Here is a 16,197-nt window from a genome sequence, read left to right on the forward strand (position 1 = left end):
CTCAATAACGTAACTCAACATTGGCTGCTTCGCACAGTGTGGCAATCGGAGTTGTAATCTGGTCAGTGACAAACAGGTCAACATCCGCCAGGGTGCCGGTTCGTACGGGTGCTTTACGCAGATATTTGCTGTTATCAGCTACGAGGATGCGCTGATCACTGTTTTCGATAATGGCGCGGGAGAGGTGAGACTCCTCTGGAGAGAAATCCATCAGATCCCCCTGAGGACTCATACCCCCAATACCGAAAATACCGAAGTTGACCTGAAAGCGGCGCAAGAAGTGGGTCGCATCCTCACCCATCAGATCCTGGTCAGATGGTCGGATTCGACCGCCTGTCAGCAAGGTTTCAATATTGGGGTTATGGCACAGTGTCATTGCGGCATTCAGGTTGTTGGTGATCACCTGCAACCCCGGGTGGTCCACTAATGCCAGCGCGACCTGTTGTGGTGTGGTTCCGATTCCAAGGAAAATGGTCGCACCTTCAGGTAGCAGATCTGCAACTTTCTGTCCGATGGCACGCTTGGCATTCAGATTGATCACCTGACGACTCTGAAACGACAAGTTGCGATTGTGGAAGGGGAGCCTGATACCACCATGCACCCTTTGTACCAGCCCCTGATCGCTCAGCTCATTCAGATCCTTGCGAATCGTTTGCACCGACACATTGAAGGAGTCTGTCAGCTCTTGGCTGGAAAGATGTCCCCCAGCCTGCTTAAGCCAGGCAAGAATTTTGGTTTGACGCTCAGATAACACCATCTGACACCTTCGAACGAACCTGAATTTGATTTCGCTTTTGTTTTAGAGGCGAATTTAAGTTTCGAACGAGAGTGTAGGCAGCGGGTATTACGGCCCCATGACACTAATATGATGATTTATTTAAGGTAAAAATGGTGGGAGACAGGCGAGTAGGGTGTGGTAGTAAGAAAAACCGGTCAGATCAGCATAACAATATGGGTCAGACACACGACTGCAGTCAGCTTCCAACGCAGAGCAGGATAGCCCCTGGGATAGCGTTTATCTATTCCACAGGCCCACTCGAAAAGCCTCAGGGCGAGAAAGAGGCCTGCTTGAATCAATAAGGCTAGATGTTCCAGCAACGCCAGGCTGAGGAAGCTGATAACAGGAAAGCTGATAGCCAGAATCGCCATCCAGGAGGGCTTCTTTGCATTAAACAGCACGGGCCAGAGCACACCAGACATAAAGCCAAGTATCAGGCAGCTGTATAGTGTGAACAGCCTGTGGCTTTCGCTGTAAGCCATAAAATTGGTTGTATGTGTGGCGATGGCAATACCGACAAACGGAATCAGGCCTGCATAGCTCAGTGCCCGGATCAGTGGCATGTGAAGTTTATGTCCTCGGCCAGATTGAGCAGCCATCCCACAGGTAGCTGCTCAATCTGGTTGTTCAAAGGGGATTCAGTGTTGTCTGAAAGGGCGACATCCCGTCGACAAAACCGAATAGAGAGACAGTACCATCTGATGCGAGAGGGGCTGTCAGCTCAAAACGTCCTTGGCCATCGCAGGTGAAACTGTGTTCACCATTGGCCAGTACCAGACCACACAGCGGAGCATTTTCAGCCCCTCTGAGACTACCTGAAAGGACCACGCGATTGTCATCAGTCAGGGTCAGATCCTCGACTATAACGACAGGCGCTGGACGCGATTCAGACTCCAGCGTAAAGTTCTGCTTGATCAGATTGGTCGTTGCTTTGATGGTTTTACTGACAGGGGTAAATCCATCGGCAAAAAACAGGAGATGGATCTCCTGATTCTGATCAGTGGGTACATTCAGTTCGTACTCGCCTGCACCATTACAGGTGAACATATGCTGTCCGTTGATCAGCATCAGGCCACAGACAGGTGTAGGGACCAGCAGCTGAGTGGTGACCTTGCCACTGACCCTGATCGTTGCGTCAGCCTGAAGCGGTGAGGGGTCCAGCCAGCGTTTGAGTTCCGGGTACATTTTGTCGAAGCGGCCGTAGAAAGCTGGAAATTCAACGTTTTCGCAGTAGGGGACGGCTCCGGTCAAAACACCTACCAGTTCGTTGTTATTGTTGAACAGGCCGGAACCACTGGAACCAGGTTCAACGGCTCCACTACTCCACAGAACCTGCCAGTGAGTATCACTTCGGAATTCCAGAGGCCAGTCCGAGGCCGTGATAACGTGCCCCTTGCTGATTTTTTGATAGTCGCCAAGTGGGTGATGTATGCCCCGAACCGGTGTGCCGGTGCTTACCGGAGCAGTATTCCACCCAGCACGAGCCGTGGTCGGTGGCATTTGGTTCAGGCGCATCAGGGTGGTGTCCTGCAGGTAGCTGTTATACAGGCGAGTACCACCACCGATAGTAGTTTGTACTTCAGTGCCGGGCAGGGAGCTGCCGCAGGTTCTACTGCGGAAAAACCAGTAGAGCTGCATGTTGCCTATTTCGTAGTGGCTATTTACACAGTGATCAGCGGTGATGAACCAAGGCTCCTGGCTGTTCAGTGTGTCGTTGAGCAGTGCACCGGTGCACAAACCGGTGACACCACGAGTCGTGGTGAACAGATACTTGGCAGTGGTGTCAGCAATCGGCAAGCTGCTTGAGTCGCAAGCAATATTGACGTTACAGCTGCCAGAGCTTCCAGCATCCTCCTGCCGCTTTAAACCCTTGGAGAAAATCGAGTCATGCAGGACGGATACACTGCGTATGCCAAGGTCTGCTGAAGTGAGAGATAGTGGAGAGTCGGTAGAGAGCTCCACTCGGGCAATGCCGCCCTCAATAACCGGCGACCAGAAGGCGGCACCTTCTTCAAACTGTGCCATCTGCTCTTGCACGCTGTCTGCCGTGAAAGGGCCATAGTGAAACTGTGGGTGGCTTGGACTGTGCAGATAGAAGGTCAGATTGTCTGGAATACCCAAGGGATCAAACCCCAGACGAAAAGCCATGGAGTGTTCTGAAAGACTGATATCCATGGTTGCACGGAAGCTATCACCATCGGCTTGCCAGTTCAGATCACCAAGCAGGTAGTCGGGTTGTTGTGCTAACTCAAATCCATCACCGACTTTCAGTGCCATGCCTCTATCGGACTCACCATACATCTCTTCAGCTTTGAATGTGCGGTTTGTCTCAATGTCATCTGTGTGTTGTGAGGGAGTCAGTTCCAGCGTGATGCGTGCTGAGGGTGGTGTGAAAGCGAGGCTTTTCGTCACACGCTGATCCAGCATCTGGCTATCAGTGGCTTGGCTATCAGGGACATGGCTATGTGGAATGAAAGGCGCCGAGATCTCTGCCTCGTCAGCAACAGCGGGAAGGATCAGCGAAGCGAAAACCGCAGGCAGCAGAAGCAGGCTTAAACGACTCATCAGTACATCCTTCTTTCAAATAGTTTACAACTGTCCTGAAAACCGGGTTGAGCTTGCCTTCCATCATCTGGAATCACAAGCCGAACAATTACCTTGATCATAAAGGATAGACTGAAGTTTTCCAGATATAAATGACATTACCTCTATTTTATCGTCTGGAGCATGGTGCTGACGACATCTTCAAAATAGACCGATGTATCCAGTGCACGTGCTCCCATCAGAGCACCATTGAGAGCTGAAAACTGCAGCGAAGCTCTGCGTTTGGCATCCTCTTGGCTCAGGTTGGGTGATGACGACAACGCAATTTTACTCAGCCACGAGATATTCAGTTCATAGAAGGCTCTTAATGAGTTAATAACGGCTTCGGGGAGTACCTGTAGATCCGAGCCAAGCATCATGCACAGTGGAATGGTTTTGTGCTGAGTCATCTCTCGACGATACATGTCTATATAGCTTTTCAGGCGGGCATCAGAGGTATTGCATTGCCCGTCAATAGCATCGAGTGCGGCTTTGAAACGCTGGAAATAGCGGCACATCACTGCTGTGACCAGATCGACCTTGGTTGGGAAGTGGTAGTGCACACTGGCACTCTTGATGCCTATTTCTGCAGCGATCTCGCGAAAGGCAAACCCTTGATAGCCACGGTTTCGGATCAGGGCTTCTGCAATGTCCAGGATCTTGTCTGCTGTGTTCGTCATGGTTGCGCATTTCGTCTATGGAGGTTTGAGGGTTTGAGGGTTTGAGGGTTTGAGGGTTTTGAGAACTTAGAGTTTGATTATAGGGAAGAGTCTTGTTGTAACGGAAGTGTTGATGGCATACTTACCTATCAGTAGATAGTTAAACGGCCATTGCAGGAGTAATTATGTCAGCCATTGTCGATACAGAGGTTCTGGTTCTTGGATCGGGTCCCGGTGGTTATTCTGCGGCGTTCAGAGCCGCTGATCTGGGGTTGGATGTCTTGATGGTCGAGCGGTATGGCTCGTTAGGTGGTGTCTGTCTGAATGTCGGTTGTATCCCATCGAAAGCTTTGTTGCATATTGCCCGGTCGATTACGGAAGTTGGGGAGTTAGCAGCCATCGGCATCAGCGTTGGTGAACCGGAAGTTGATATAGATGCTGTCAGAGCTTTTAAGGATGCAGCGGTATCAAAGCTGGTCAAAGGTGTCGGCAGCATGGCGCGGCAGCGTGCAGTGCGCACAATGCAGGGCGTGGGGCGCTTTACCAGCGATCATGAGTTGGAAGTGACGCGTGATGGGGTAAAAACCCACGTACGGTTCAGTCATGCAATCATTGCAGCGGGTTCGCGCCCTGTGCAGTTGCCGTTTATTCCGCAGAATGACCCACGAATATGGGACTCTACCGCCGCACTGGAGCTCAAATCGATTCCAGAGCGTTTGCTGGTAATCGGTGGCGGCATCATCGGCATGGAGATGGCAACCGTCTATCAGGCCTTGGGCAGCCAGGTTACTGTAGTGGAGTTTGCTGATCAGTTGATTCCGGCGGCTGATAAGGATCTGGTCAGGGTGTACCAGCGTCACAATCAGCACTTGTTTGATATTCGACTTGAAACCCGTGTGACCCAGGTGCTGGCAGGGTCGGATAATCTTCAGGTTACTCTTTGTCCGAATAGTGGTGAGGAGAGTGGAGAGGAGAGTGTTGAGTCCTTTGATGCGATTTTAGTCGCAGTGGGCCGAACTCCCAGAGGGCACGAGATTGAAGCTGTGGCAGCGGGTGTGGTTGTGGATGAACGAGGATTCATTCCAGTAGATCGTCAGTTGCGTACCAATGTACCGCATATTTTTGCAGTCGGTGATATTAACGGTGATCCGATGCTGGCTCATAAGGCCACTCATGAAGGGCATGTCGCGGCTGAGGTGATTGCCGGGCATAAGGCGTCATTCCAGCCATTGGTGATACCCTCGATCGCTTATACCAATCCTGAAATTGCCTGGACAGGGTTGACCGAAAAGCAGGCTAAAGCTCAGGATATCCCCTATGCAACCTCGGTCTTTCCCTGGAGTGCCAGCGGCAGGGCAATCGGTGAGGCACGAACCGAAGGTAAAACCAAACTGATCTATCATGCCGAGACAGGTACCTTGCTTGGAGCAGGTATCGTCGGGATTAATGCGGGTGAACTGTTGGGTGAGCTGAGTCTTGCGATTGAGTTCAAGGCTAGTGTTGAAGATCTGGCGATGACAATTCATGCCCACCCTACGCTGCATGAAACGGTCGGTCTGGCGGCAGAGCTTGCCAGTGGAACGATTACGGATCTGCCCAACCCCACAGCCAGGTTGAAAGTGCGCCAGGCGTCTGTCTGACTTGCAGATAAATGCTGAGTTGTGAATAGAAAGGCATCTCGACATTATGCTGGCGTATTAGTCTATACTGAACTGACACTTTCGCCCTGCATGGTGGAAAGGAAGCCGACGCGAATAACGCTGTCATGACGATCAATTCAGTAGCTGGCTATCTGGTTTATGGATCAAAACACAGCCATAAAACTCCTGAATCAGCGCATCGCAATGGAGAAGCTGATCAGTCGCATCTCCTCCTCGCTGGTACTTTGTTCGCCTCATGATCTGGATGATGGGATTACGCACGTACTTGCCCAGATCGCAGAATTTACTCATACCGATCGCACTTATCTGTTCCAGATCCGCGATGTCCCTCCATTTGCCGATAATACACATGAGTGGTGTGCTGATCGAATCGCGTCCCAGAAAGCGAATCTGCAGAATATCCCCTTTACGGATGACTTCAGGATTGCCGGGCTGATCCGTCAGCATAAGACCGTGTTTATAGAAGACGTAGATCAGTTGCCGGCCGAGTGGGCGGCAGATAAAGAACTGCTCAGTTCCCAGAGCATTCAATCCATGCTGGCGGTGCCGATGCTCTCGGATGCGCGTCTGGTCGGATTTATCGGTATCGATTCTGTCTGGGAAAAGCGCAATTGGAGCGGAGATGATATCTCTCTGCTTAGAATTACGGGTGAAATCATTACCCACACGCTTGAAAGAAAGCGTGCTCAGGAGATGCTGCAGGAGCGTGAGTCGCGCTTTCGATACCTGTTTGAGCAGATCCCTTCGGTTGCAGTGCAGGGCTATGACAGCCAGCGACGTGTGTTCATGTGGAACAAGGCCAGCGAGCTCCTGTATGGATATAGTGCAGAAGAAGCACAAGGGCGTTGCCTTGAGGAACTGATCATTCCACATGAGGCGCGTGAGCTGGTTGTTGACGCGCATCGGAAGTGGGTGCAGGACGGACAGCCTATCCCGGCGGGAGAAGAGCACCTGCTGCGCAAGGATGGATCGAGGGTTAATGTGTTTTCCAGCCATGTCATGAACCGTACTCTGGCAGGTGATCATGAGATGTACTGTGTCGATGTTGATCTGACCGAGCTTAAACAGGCTATGTCGATCGTTGCAGAGCGCGAGAAACAGCTCGAGAAGCTGGCCCACTTCGATCCCTTGACTGGTCTGCCCAACCGTATACTTCTGTCTGATCGCCTCAGGCAGATGATGAGCCATTCAAAACGTAGTGAGGAGCTCGTGGCAGTGGCATACCTGGATCTGGATGGATTCAAGCAGGTCAACGACAGTTTCGGGCATGAGTTGGGAGACGAGCTGCTGCGGCAGGTGTCGGTACAGATGGAGGGTGCGCTGCGTGAGCAGGACACGCTGGCCCGTATCGGTGGTGACGAGTTTGTCGCTGTTATTGGTGGGTTATCACAGATTCAGGAGTGTGAGCCCATTTTACAACGCTTGTTGGCAACCGCTGCGGATACCTATGTGATCAATGGTCAATACCTCAATGTGTCGGCGAGTATAGGAGTCACCTTTTACCCATTGGATCCGGTCGAGGCTGATCAACTGGTTCGTCATGCCGATCAGGCGATGTATCAGGCCAAGCAGGCGGGCAAGAACCGCTATCAGTTGTTTGATGTCCGGCTTGAAGAGGAGATACGAGAGAAACAGTCTCTGATATGGGAGATCAACAGAGCGCTGAGCCGAGGTGAGTTCGTGCTTTACTACCAGCCTAAGATCAACATGCGCAGTGGTGAGTTTATCGGTGCCGAAGCGCTGATCCGTTGGCAACATCCAGAGAAGGGCTTGCTGTCGCCAGCTGCTTTCATGCCGGTGACAGAAGATCAGCAGATCGGTATCGATCTGGGTAAATGGGTATTGAATCAGGCGCTGTCTCAGATGCATACCTGGCGCAGCCAGGGCTTCAACTGCCCGGTCAGTATCAATATCAGTGCGCGGCATATACAACAGCGTGATTTTACCAGCCAACTGGCCAGCGCTTTGCAACGCTATCCTGAGCTGAGCGCGTCCGATCTGGATCTGGAAATACTGGAAACCAGTGCACTGGAGGATATTCAGTTGGTGACCCAAGTGATGGAAGAGTGTCATGCCCTTGGTGTGACCTTCTCTCTGGACGATTTCGGTACAGGGTACTCATCGCTCTCCTACCTCAAGCGCCTGCCGATCGATTGCCTGAAGATCGATCAGAGCTTTGTGCGTGGTATGCTGGAAGATCAGGATGATCTGTCTATTATTCAGGGTGTGATGGGGCTGGCCTGGGCCTTTGGATTGAAAGCTATTGCTGAAGGAGTGGAGACGCCTGCACATGGTCAGCAACTGCTCACGCTAGGCTGTGAGTTGGCTCAGGGTTATGGTATTGCCCGTCCTATGCCTGCTGATCGTCTTCCAGTCTGGGTTGAAGAAGAGCTGGCTGCGGCGGTGGAGAGTTTTAGCGCTTCCTGACGGTTTTTCGAGGTACTCTTATCTTATCACCACAAAATACCCACGGATTTACTTCCAAAGTACCATGTCGCTGAGTGCAACCGACTCCTACTATCAAAGGGGTGCTAATCTTGGCATCGCCAACAAAAAAGGAGTCTCCCATGTGGATAAAACCTTCCTATACGGACCTGCGTATCGGTTTTGAAGTCACCATGTACTTCGCAAACCGCTAAGCGCTGACGGATGCCGGCTGTCAGTCGGCATCCTCTGGCATCCCGATGACTGCTGACGAGAAGAATAAACAATGCAGATACAGATACTGGGCTCAGCTGCCGGTGGTGGTTTTCCGCAATGGAATTGTAACTGTGACAACTGCTCCGGTGTACGTAAAGGGCTGATTAATGCCCACCCTCGAACACAATCCTCGATTGCTGTCAGTGGTGATGGTAAACAGTGGATACTGTTTAATGCCTCGCCGGATATCCGGGCACAACTTGAAAGCTTCCCCCCTTTGCAGCCCTCGCGTGGCAAGCGCGATACCGGCATCGCGGCGATCGTGTTGATGGACAGCCAGATAGATCATACCACCGGGTTGCTGATGCTGCGTGAAGGTTGCCCGCATCAGGTCTGGTGTACGACACAGGTGCATGACGATCTTACGAGTGGTTTTCCGGTTTTCAACATGCTCAGTCACTGGAATGGTGGGTTGGAGCATCACGCGATTCCGACTGACGCTCCGGTCAACCGTTTCACTATTCCGGCCGCGCCGACTCTGGAGTTTTTTGCTGTCGCGTTGCAGTCAAGTGCTCCACCTTATTCACCTCATCGTCATGACCCACATGCCGGAGATAACATTGGCATCCTGATACGGGATACTCCGAGCGGGCGTTCGCTGTTTTATGCGCCGGGTCTGGGGCAGCAGGACAAGGCCTTGGTTGAAGTGATGTCCAGCGCAGACTGTCTGCTGGTGGATGGCACCCTGTGGCGTGAGGACGAGTTACTCATCAGTGGCGTGGGCGATAAGCTGGGTGTGCATATGGGGCATCTGCCGCAGTCAGGCCCGAACGGCATGATGGCACTGCTGGATGGTTTCCCGAAAGCGCGCAAGATTCTGATTCACATCAATAACACCAACCCGATATTACGTGAGGACTCTGCCGAGCGCGCTGAACTGACCCGCCACGGTATTGAGGTGTCGCATGACGGCATGAGCCTGGTTCTCTGAGGAGTATTCAGCATGAACACACAACCCGGTACCCCGATGACCCCGGAAGACTTCGAGCAGGCGTTGCGTGCCAAAGGGGCGCTTTACCATATCCACCATCCGTACCATAAAGCGATGTATGAAGGGCGTGCGACGCCCGAGCAGGTACGTGGTTGGGTGGCCAATCGGTATTACTACCAGATCAATATTCCGCTGAAGGATGCTGCCATTATGGCGAACTGTCCTGATCGTGAAGTCCGTCGGCACTGGGTACAGCGCATTCTGGATCATGATGGCTTTGAAGATTCAGAGGGCGGTATTGAAGCCTGGCTACAGTTGGGTGAGGCGGTCGGTTTGACGCGTGAAGAGATCATTTCGCAGGAGCATGTCCTTCCGGGTGTGCGCTTTGCGGTGGATGCCTATGTCAACTTCGCCCGCCGTGCCACCTGGGAGGAGGCGGCCAGCTCATCTTTGACGGAGCTGTTTGCACCCGAGATCCATCAGTCCAGGTTGGATCGCTGGCCGGAACATTATCCCTGGATTGATCCGAAGGGGTATCTCTACTTCCGTAATCGATTGAGCGAAGCACGTCGGGATGTGGTGCATGGTTTGCAAATCACGCTGGATCATTACCGGACACTGGCAGAACAACAGCGTATGCTGGATATACTGCAGTTCAAGCTGGATGTTCTCTGGACCATGCTGGATGCGATGAGTCTGGCCTATGAGCTGCAGCGCCCGCCATACCACACCGTGACACAGGAAGCGGTGTATCACAGAGGATTGTTCCGGTGAGCGCCTCACAAACAGTAGATGCCAGAGCAATTGATGCAAGAGCCATCAGATTGAACCCCATGTTTCGTCTTCAGTGGGAGGCTGCGCAGGATGCCTGGGTACTGCTCTACCCGGAAGGGATGGTCAAGCTGAACGCCACTGCCGCGGCAATACTCAATCATGTTGATGGCAAGCGCTCCCTGGCCGGTATCGTACAGGCGCTGCAGAATGACTACCCTCAGGCAGAAGGGCTGATCGATGATGTCGCCGCCTTTATGCAAGAGGCTCATGCAAATAATTGGGTGATCTATGACTGAATCAGCCTCCCTGCGTCAGCGACAACCACTGTGGCTACTGGCCGAACTGACCTATAAATGTCCGTTGCAGTGCCCCTATTGCAGCAATCCGCTGGATTTCTCGGCTGCCGGCGAGGAGTTGAGTACCGAGCAGTGGCTGGATCTGTTTGCTCAGGCGCGTGAGTTAGGGGCGGCACAGCTGGGATTTTCCGGTGGCGAGCCGCTGGTACGCCAGGATCTGGAGGTGTTGATCAAGGGTGCGCGTGACCTGGGCTTTTATACCAATCTGATTACCTCTGGCATTGGACTGACTGCTGACAGAATTGCAGGCTTTCGTCGCGCTGGGCTGGACCATATTCAGGTCAGTTTTCAGGCGTCGGACGAGCAGGTGAATAATATGCTGGCCGGTTCGGCCAAAGCGTTTCAGCAGAAGCTGAAGATGGCGCGTGAGGTCAAGGCTCAGGGATATCCGATGGTGCTCAATTTTGTTACGCATCGTCATAATATCGATAACATAGACCGCATTATCGAGCTGTGTGTCGAGTTGGAGGCCGACTATGTTGAACTGGCAACCTGTCAGTATTATGGCTGGGCATTGGAAAACCGGGCGGCACTCTTGCCAAGTCGTGAGCAACTGATCAGGGCGGAAAGGATCACCAATGAGTATCGTCAGCGCCTGGAGGCCGAAGGTAAGCGGATCAAGCTGATTTTTGTAACGCCCGATTACTATGAAGAGCGACCGAAGAAGTGCATGAATGGCTGGGGTGAACTGTTTCTGACAGTGACTCCCGACGGCACCGCCTTACCCTGTCACAGTGCACGCATGCTGCCTTTGACTTTCCCTAATGTCAAAGAGCATGCGCTTCGGGATATCTGGCACCACTCCTCCGGCTTTAACTACTTCCGTGGTAACGACTGGATGAGCGAGCCCTGTCGCAGTTGCGATGAGAAGGAGGATGATCTTGGCGGCTGTCGCTGCCAGGCGTATCTGTTGACGGGCGATATGCATGGTGCCGATCCGGTCTGCAGCAAGTCGCCCCATCATGATGTCATCCTCCAGGCACGCGCCCATGCGGAAACCGTGATAAATCAGCCAGAGATGATATTCCGTAATGAGCGCAACTCCAGACTGATTTGCAAGGGTTGAGAGTTGTATGAAGACAACATCCCTGACAGCCGCAGAAGCCGTAGCCTCGACAGTCGAGTATGGATCCGTACAGGCACATGCGGGGCTCGTTTTCTGGATAGCCTATGACCCAGGCTCTGGCTGTAATCGTCTCCATTGTCTGGATGTCCTACGTGAGTCCATGACATGCCTGACCCCCGAAGGGATGAGTGTACGCAGCAGAGTCCACGAGTATGGTGGTGGCGCCTGGTCGATCGCCGGTATGACGACTTCTCTCCTGGACGGAGGCAGCAGATCTGACGTGGTTTCCAATGTTGAAAGGGTTGCCTGGGTTAATGATCGGGATCAGCAGATCTGGCTGACCAGATTGAGCTCTTCATCAGATAACCGGATTCAGCCGCTGGCTGCGCCAAGCAGTTATCGACTGACCTCACAAGCAAACATGCGCTTTGCCGATCTGACCTATGACCCTATCCGCCACCGGTTGCTGGCAGTGGCAGAGATTCATCAAGAAGGTGAATCTGCACAGGGCGAGGAGGTATGCAATCTTCTGGTTGCCATCTGCCTTGAAAGCGGCAAGGTGTCTGCTGTGGCAAGGGGCGCAGATTTCTATGCAGCACCTGCCCTGAGTCCCGACGGACGCTGGTTGGCATGGGTGGAGTGGCATCATCCGGCACAGCCCTGGCTGAATACCCGTATACGGCTGTGTGATCTTGATCATCCTGAGCTTGAGGCGGCCGTGATGGGGTCGATGGGAAGGGCATCGACAGAAAGCTCATCAATAGAAGGGAGATCGACAGGAAGGAGTCCGACCGATGATCAGGTGGCCTGGCTGCAACCACGCTTCTCTCCCGATGCTGAGCTGCTCGCCGTCGGGGATGTTGATAACTGGTGGAATCTGTTCAAGCTCTCCAGGGACTCAGCGCCAGAGCCCCTGGCAGATACGGTACAGGCTGAGTTTACCCAGGCGCCGTGGCAGCTTGGACTGTGCAGCTATGGCTGGAGCCATCAGGGAGAGCTGCTGGCGATTGCTCAGGCCGAGGGTTACTCGACGCTGCGGCGTTATCAGGCAGATCACAAGCGCTGGCTAACAGTGCCCTTGCCCTTCACTCGTTTGCACAGTCTGGCGTTGGCAGGCGATCATGCTTATATGGTGGCGGAGTGCCCTGAACGTTCATCAGGCATCATCATGCTGGATCTGAGCAATAACCAGTGGCGCTACCTGTGTGGTGGGGCTGAGCCAAACTGTTATCTATCTCTGCCGCAGGCGCGCAGCTGTCCGCTGGATAATGGTGATGAGTTGCCGTTCTTCTACTATCCACCACAAACTAGCCGATTGACCTCAGATAATGCTCCTCCCTTGATCATGTTAATTCACGGCGGTCCCACCTCATCCACGGTGCCGGTGCTCAATCCGCGTATCCAGTACTGGACTCAGCGTGGGTTTGCCGTGGCTGATCTGAACTATCGTGGCAGTTGCGGTTATGGTCGGCGCTACCGGATGATGCTGGAGAGCAACTGGGGAATTGCGGATGTTGAGGATGCCGAGCGTGTGGCCGACTGGCTGGTGAGTCAGGGATTGGCGGATGCCAAGGCGCTGTTTATCCGTGGGCAGAGTGCCGGTGGCTATACGGTACTGATGGCGTTGTTGAGCAGCCAGCGCTGGTGTGCCGGAGCGAGCCTCTATGGCATCAGTGATCTGCAGCGCCTGGCGCAGACGACGCATAAGTTCGAGTCCCGCTATCTCAATTGGCTGATCGGCGACCCTGATAATCAGGGGCTTGATAATCAGGAACTGTTTCGGCAACGCTCACCCTATTATCTGGCCGATGGTTGGAAAACTCCCGTGATCTTCTTTCAGGGCGGGAAAGACCGTGTCGTGCCCCCTGAGCAGACGCTGCGCTTGCAGGAACGGTTGCAGCAGGCAGGTGTGAGAGTCGAAGCCTGTCTGTTTGATGACGAGGGGCATGGCTTCAGACTGGCGCGTAATCAGCAGCAGGTGCTGGAGCAGGAGATGGCGTTCTACCTGGGTAGTCTGGAGGTTGCCAAGGGCAGATCAGAAGGTCAGTCGTCAGATAAAAACGATACCAAAGTACAGGCTGCAGTCGACTGAAGTTGACTGGCGGCTATGTCAGACACAGCTGATAATCGGGATTCTAATAAGAAAAAATAGCGAGCCCCCATATGAGTCATGACGTGTCTCGTCTACGCAAGTTTGTTGCTCCGGAGATTATTTTCGGCAGTGGTGCGCGCAAGATGGTTGCCAACTATGCGATCACTTTCGGTGCCCGGCGGGTTTTGCTGGTGTCTGATCCCGGCGTGGTGGCGGCAGGCTGGCTGGACGAAGTACAGGCACTGTTGCATGAGGCGGATCTGGACTTTGTCAGCTATACCGCCGTGTCTTCCAACCCTCGCGTTGAAGAGGTGATGGCCGGTGCCGAGCTTTATCGCGAGCAGAACTGTAATGTGATTATCGCCATTGGCGGCGGCAGCCCGATGGATTGTGCCAAGGGGATCGGTATTGTTGTTGCGCATGGGCGCAGCATTCTGGAATTTGAAGGGATAGATAAGATTCAGGTGGCGATTCCCCCTCTGATATTTATCCCCACGACGGCAGGTACCTCGGCAGATGTGTCGCAGTTTGCGATCATTTCCGATCAGGAAAAACGGGTCAAGTTCTCGATTGTGAGTAAGTCGGTGGTACCGGATGTCGCTCTGATTGATCCCGATACGACGCGTACTATGGGCTCATTTCTGACCGCCTGTACCGGTGTTGATGCGTTGGTACACGCGATTGAAGCCTTTGTATCGACCGGCAGTGGGCCGATGACGGATATGCACGCGCTGGATGCGATCCGCCTGATCAATAACCATCTGGTTCTGCTGGTTGAGCAGCCGGATGATGATTATCTGAGAGAGCAGGTGATGCTGGGGTCGATGAAGGCAGGACTGGCGTTCTCAAATGCGATTCTGGGTGCGGTGCATGCGATGTCACACAGCCTGGGCGGATATCTGGACCTGCCGCACGGCCTGTGCAACGCGATGTTGCTGGAGCATGTGATCGACTACAACTACACCAGTGCGGAGGATCGCTTTGGTGTTGTGGCCCAGACACTGGGTATTGATACACGCGGGCTGAGCCGGGTGCAGATCAAAAAGCGCTTGCTGAGTCATGTGTGTTGTCTTAAACGTCAGGTAGGCCTGCAGCAGACACTTGGCACTCAGGGGGTGCACATGACCGATATTCCGTATCTGACCGATAATGCTATCAAGGATCCCTGTATCCTGACTAACCCTCGTAAATCCAATCACCGTGATCTGGCCAGTCTCTATGAAGAAGCACTTTGATCTGCCCGATTCGGGCTCACGTTTTGAGGAGCTGATTGGTCTGGGTGATCAATCGGCTCGCAAAAGTTACTATCGCGAATTGCTGGAGTTGAACGAACAACTGGAGCAGCGAGTGATGGAGCGTACCCGTGAACTGACGGAGCTGAATGCGCTGCTGTCACAGGAGGTGGCCACGCGCACCGCTGCCGAAATCGCGATGAGCGAAGCAAAGGAGCAGGCTGAGGAGGCTAATCGCAGCAAGGATCGTTATCTGGCGGCTGCCAGCCATGATCTGCTGCAGCCACTCAATGCTGCACGTTTGCTGGTGTCGGCTCTGCGTGAGCGGCCCTTACCGGATCTTGAACGGCATTTGGTAGAGGGGCTGCATCTGTCGCTGGATGGCGCCGAGCAACTGCTTGCGGATCTACTGGATATATCCAAGCTGGATCAGCAGGCGGTCAAAGCCGATATTCAGGTGTTTCCCTTGTCTCGACTGATCACCAGTATGCAGGCGGAATTCAGCTCTGTTGCGAACGAGCGAGGGCTGAGTTTTCGGATTGCGGGTAACGTTGGCCGTCATGTCATTCGCAGTGATCTGCGCCTGCTCAGTCGCATTCTGCGCAATCTGCTCAGCAATGCGCTGCGCTATACCGATGAGGGAGGGGTGTTGCTGGGCTTTCGTCGGCGCGGCCAGTCACTCGATATACAGGTGTACGATACCGGCTGCGGCATCCCTGAAGATCAACAGCAGGAGGTGTTTCGGGAGTTTCACCAGTTGCAGTCGCGCAGCCGTAATCGTGGTGGCGTCGGACTGGGGCTGGCGATTGTGGAGCGGATGGCGAAAATGCTCGATCATCCCTTGCGCCTGAATTCCCGTCCCGGTCGAGGTTCCTGCTTCAGCATTCGGGTGCCGCTGGCGCATCCGGATGAGCGAGTCACCTATGCCGTGGACAGAATAGTCTATCCGCAGCAGACCGATAGCCTGCAAGGGGTGAGATTACTGGTGATCGATAATGAACCCAGTATCCAGACCAGTATGCGTTCCCTGCTCAATGGCTGGGGGTGCGAGGTGGATATCGCGTCTGACCTGGCCACGGCGCGCGACTGTATTGAGCAGACAGAACCTGAGCTGATCCTGATCGATTACCATCTGGATGAGGGTTGGAATGGATTGGAGGTGTTACAAACCCTGCGACACGAAGGGTGGCAGGGGCAGGCATTGATCATCACGGCTGACAGAACACTGGATACCCGTCAGGCCTTTCGCGATGCTGATATTCCCGCGCTGAACAAACCGGTCAAACCGGGCAAGCTGCGGGCGCTGATCAGTCATCTGCTGAACAGCGCCGCTGCCTGACCATTGCGCACTTTAGCGACATAACT

General features: G+C 53.6%; 14 protein-coding genes. 10 read left to right on the forward strand and 4 right to left on the reverse strand.

Annotated features, from left to right (window positions below):
* Position 1 precedes the first annotated feature (1 nt).
* From ACK3CJ_RS05810 to ACK3CJ_RS05825, 4 genes are all read right to left on the reverse strand, one after another.
* A complete protein-coding gene (locus tag ACK3CJ_RS05810; protein ID WP_409525491.1) occupies positions 2 to 757 on the reverse strand; it encodes a DeoR/GlpR family DNA-binding transcription regulator in 756 nt (251 codons plus the stop codon).
* A 176-nt stretch (positions 758 to 933) separates the two neighbouring features.
* Positions 934 to 1,341, reverse strand: coding sequence for a DUF3429 domain-containing protein (locus ACK3CJ_RS05815; protein WP_409525492.1), 408 nt, complete (start codon positions 1,339 to 1,341; stop codon positions 934 to 936).
* 64 nt (positions 1,342 to 1,405) lie between these two features.
* On the reverse strand, positions 1,406 to 3,343 hold the full coding sequence (locus tag ACK3CJ_RS05820) for a trypsin-like serine peptidase (RefSeq protein ID WP_409525493.1): 1,938 nt from the start codon (positions 3,341 to 3,343) through the stop codon (positions 1,406 to 1,408).
* Positions 3,344 to 3,486: 143 nt separating this feature from the next.
* Positions 3,487 to 4,041 carry a TetR/AcrR family transcriptional regulator gene (locus tag ACK3CJ_RS05825; RefSeq protein WP_409525494.1) on the reverse strand — a complete coding sequence of 185 codons (555 nt, stop codon included), beginning with the start codon at positions 4,039 to 4,041 and terminating at the stop codon, positions 3,487 to 3,489.
* Positions 4,042 to 4,205: 164 nt separating this feature from the next.
* Between ACK3CJ_RS05825 and lpdA the strand changes: the two genes are divergently transcribed.
* From lpdA to ACK3CJ_RS05875, 10 genes are all read left to right on the forward strand, one after another.
* On the forward strand, positions 4,206 to 5,660 hold the full coding sequence (gene lpdA / locus ACK3CJ_RS05830; protein WP_409525495.1) for a dihydrolipoyl dehydrogenase: 1,455 nt from the start codon (positions 4,206 to 4,208) through the stop codon (positions 5,658 to 5,660).
* A gap of 159 nt (positions 5,661 to 5,819) precedes the next feature.
* The gene (locus tag ACK3CJ_RS05835) at positions 5,820 to 8,108 is read left to right on the forward strand and encodes a putative bifunctional diguanylate cyclase/phosphodiesterase (protein ID WP_409525496.1); all 2,289 of its coding nucleotides are present in this window, start codon (positions 5,820 to 5,822) and stop codon (positions 8,106 to 8,108) included.
* A 140-nt stretch (positions 8,109 to 8,248) separates the two neighbouring features.
* On the forward strand, positions 8,249 to 8,320 hold the full coding sequence (gene pqqA, locus ACK3CJ_RS05840; protein ID WP_409526555.1) for a pyrroloquinoline quinone precursor peptide PqqA: 72 nt from the start codon (positions 8,249 to 8,251) through the stop codon (positions 8,318 to 8,320).
* A gap of 71 nt (positions 8,321 to 8,391) precedes the next feature.
* Complete coding sequence (gene pqqB, locus ACK3CJ_RS05845; protein ID WP_409525497.1) at positions 8,392 to 9,312, forward strand: pyrroloquinoline quinone biosynthesis protein PqqB; 921 nt, start codon at positions 8,392 to 8,394, stop codon at positions 9,310 to 9,312.
* Between the two features lie 12 nt (positions 9,313 to 9,324).
* Positions 9,325 to 10,086: a pyrroloquinoline-quinone synthase PqqC gene (gene pqqC / locus ACK3CJ_RS05850; RefSeq protein WP_409525498.1), complete on the forward strand. Its 762-nt coding sequence runs from the start codon at positions 9,325 to 9,327 to the stop codon at positions 10,084 to 10,086.
* On the forward strand, positions 10,083 to 10,382 hold the full coding sequence (gene pqqD / locus ACK3CJ_RS05855; protein ID WP_409525499.1) for a pyrroloquinoline quinone biosynthesis peptide chaperone PqqD: 300 nt from the start codon (positions 10,083 to 10,085) through the stop codon (positions 10,380 to 10,382). Before pqqC ends, pqqD begins: the two co-directional genes overlap by 4 nt.
* A complete protein-coding gene (gene pqqE, locus ACK3CJ_RS05860) occupies positions 10,375 to 11,508 on the forward strand; it encodes a pyrroloquinoline quinone biosynthesis protein PqqE (protein WP_409525500.1) in 1,134 nt (377 codons plus the stop codon). The genes pqqD and pqqE overlap by 8 nt, the downstream gene beginning before the upstream one ends.
* Before the next feature lie 7 nt (positions 11,509 to 11,515).
* Positions 11,516 to 13,600, forward strand: coding sequence for an alpha/beta hydrolase family protein (locus tag ACK3CJ_RS05865; RefSeq protein WP_409525501.1), 2,085 nt, complete (start codon positions 11,516 to 11,518; stop codon positions 13,598 to 13,600).
* An 83-nt stretch (positions 13,601 to 13,683) separates the two neighbouring features.
* Positions 13,684 to 14,835, forward strand: a complete 1,152-nt coding sequence (gene ercA, locus ACK3CJ_RS05870; RefSeq protein ID WP_409525502.1) for an alcohol dehydrogenase-like regulatory protein ErcA — start codon at positions 13,684 to 13,686, stop codon at positions 14,833 to 14,835.
* A complete protein-coding gene (locus tag ACK3CJ_RS05875; protein ID WP_409525504.1) occupies positions 14,819 to 16,171 on the forward strand; it encodes an ATP-binding response regulator in 1,353 nt (450 codons plus the stop codon). The genes ercA and ACK3CJ_RS05875 overlap by 17 nt, the downstream gene beginning before the upstream one ends.
* Positions 16,172 to 16,197 lie beyond the last annotated feature (26 nt).

Origin of the sequence: Nitrincola salilacus (assembly GCF_046271865.1) — a bacterium.
GTDB lineage: Bacteria > Pseudomonadota > Gammaproteobacteria > Pseudomonadales > Balneatricaceae > Nitrincola > Nitrincola salilacus.

Excerpts from the sequence above, each read along its gene's own strand:
- ACK3CJ_RS05810 (WP_409525491.1), bottom strand. The coding sequence starts at position 757 with ATGGTGTTATCTGAGCGTCAAACCAAAATTCTTGCCTGGCTTAAGCAG.
- ACK3CJ_RS05815 (WP_409525492.1), bottom strand. The coding sequence starts at position 1,341 with ATGCCACTGATCCGGGCACTGAGCTATGCAGGCCTGATTCCGTTTGTC.
- ACK3CJ_RS05820 (WP_409525493.1), bottom strand. The coding sequence starts at position 3,343 with ATGAGTCGTTTAAGCCTGCTTCTGCTGCCTGCGGTTTTCGCTTCGCTG.
- ACK3CJ_RS05825 (WP_409525494.1), bottom strand. The coding sequence starts at position 4,041 with ATGACGAACACAGCAGACAAGATCCTGGACATTGCAGAAGCCCTGATC.
- lpdA (WP_409525495.1), top strand. The coding sequence starts at position 4,206 with ATGTCAGCCATTGTCGATACAGAGGTTCTGGTTCTTGGATCGGGTCCC.
- ACK3CJ_RS05835 (WP_409525496.1), top strand. The coding sequence starts at position 5,820 with ATGGATCAAAACACAGCCATAAAACTCCTGAATCAGCGCATCGCAATG.
- pqqB (WP_409525497.1), top strand. The coding sequence starts at position 8,392 with ATGCAGATACAGATACTGGGCTCAGCTGCCGGTGGTGGTTTTCCGCAA.
- pqqC (WP_409525498.1), top strand. The coding sequence starts at position 9,325 with ATGAACACACAACCCGGTACCCCGATGACCCCGGAAGACTTCGAGCAG.
- pqqE (WP_409525500.1), top strand. The coding sequence starts at position 10,375 with ATGACTGAATCAGCCTCCCTGCGTCAGCGACAACCACTGTGGCTACTG.
- ACK3CJ_RS05865 (WP_409525501.1), top strand. The coding sequence starts at position 11,516 with ATGAAGACAACATCCCTGACAGCCGCAGAAGCCGTAGCCTCGACAGTC.
- ACK3CJ_RS05875 (WP_409525504.1), top strand. The coding sequence starts at position 14,819 with ATGAAGAAGCACTTTGATCTGCCCGATTCGGGCTCACGTTTTGAGGAG.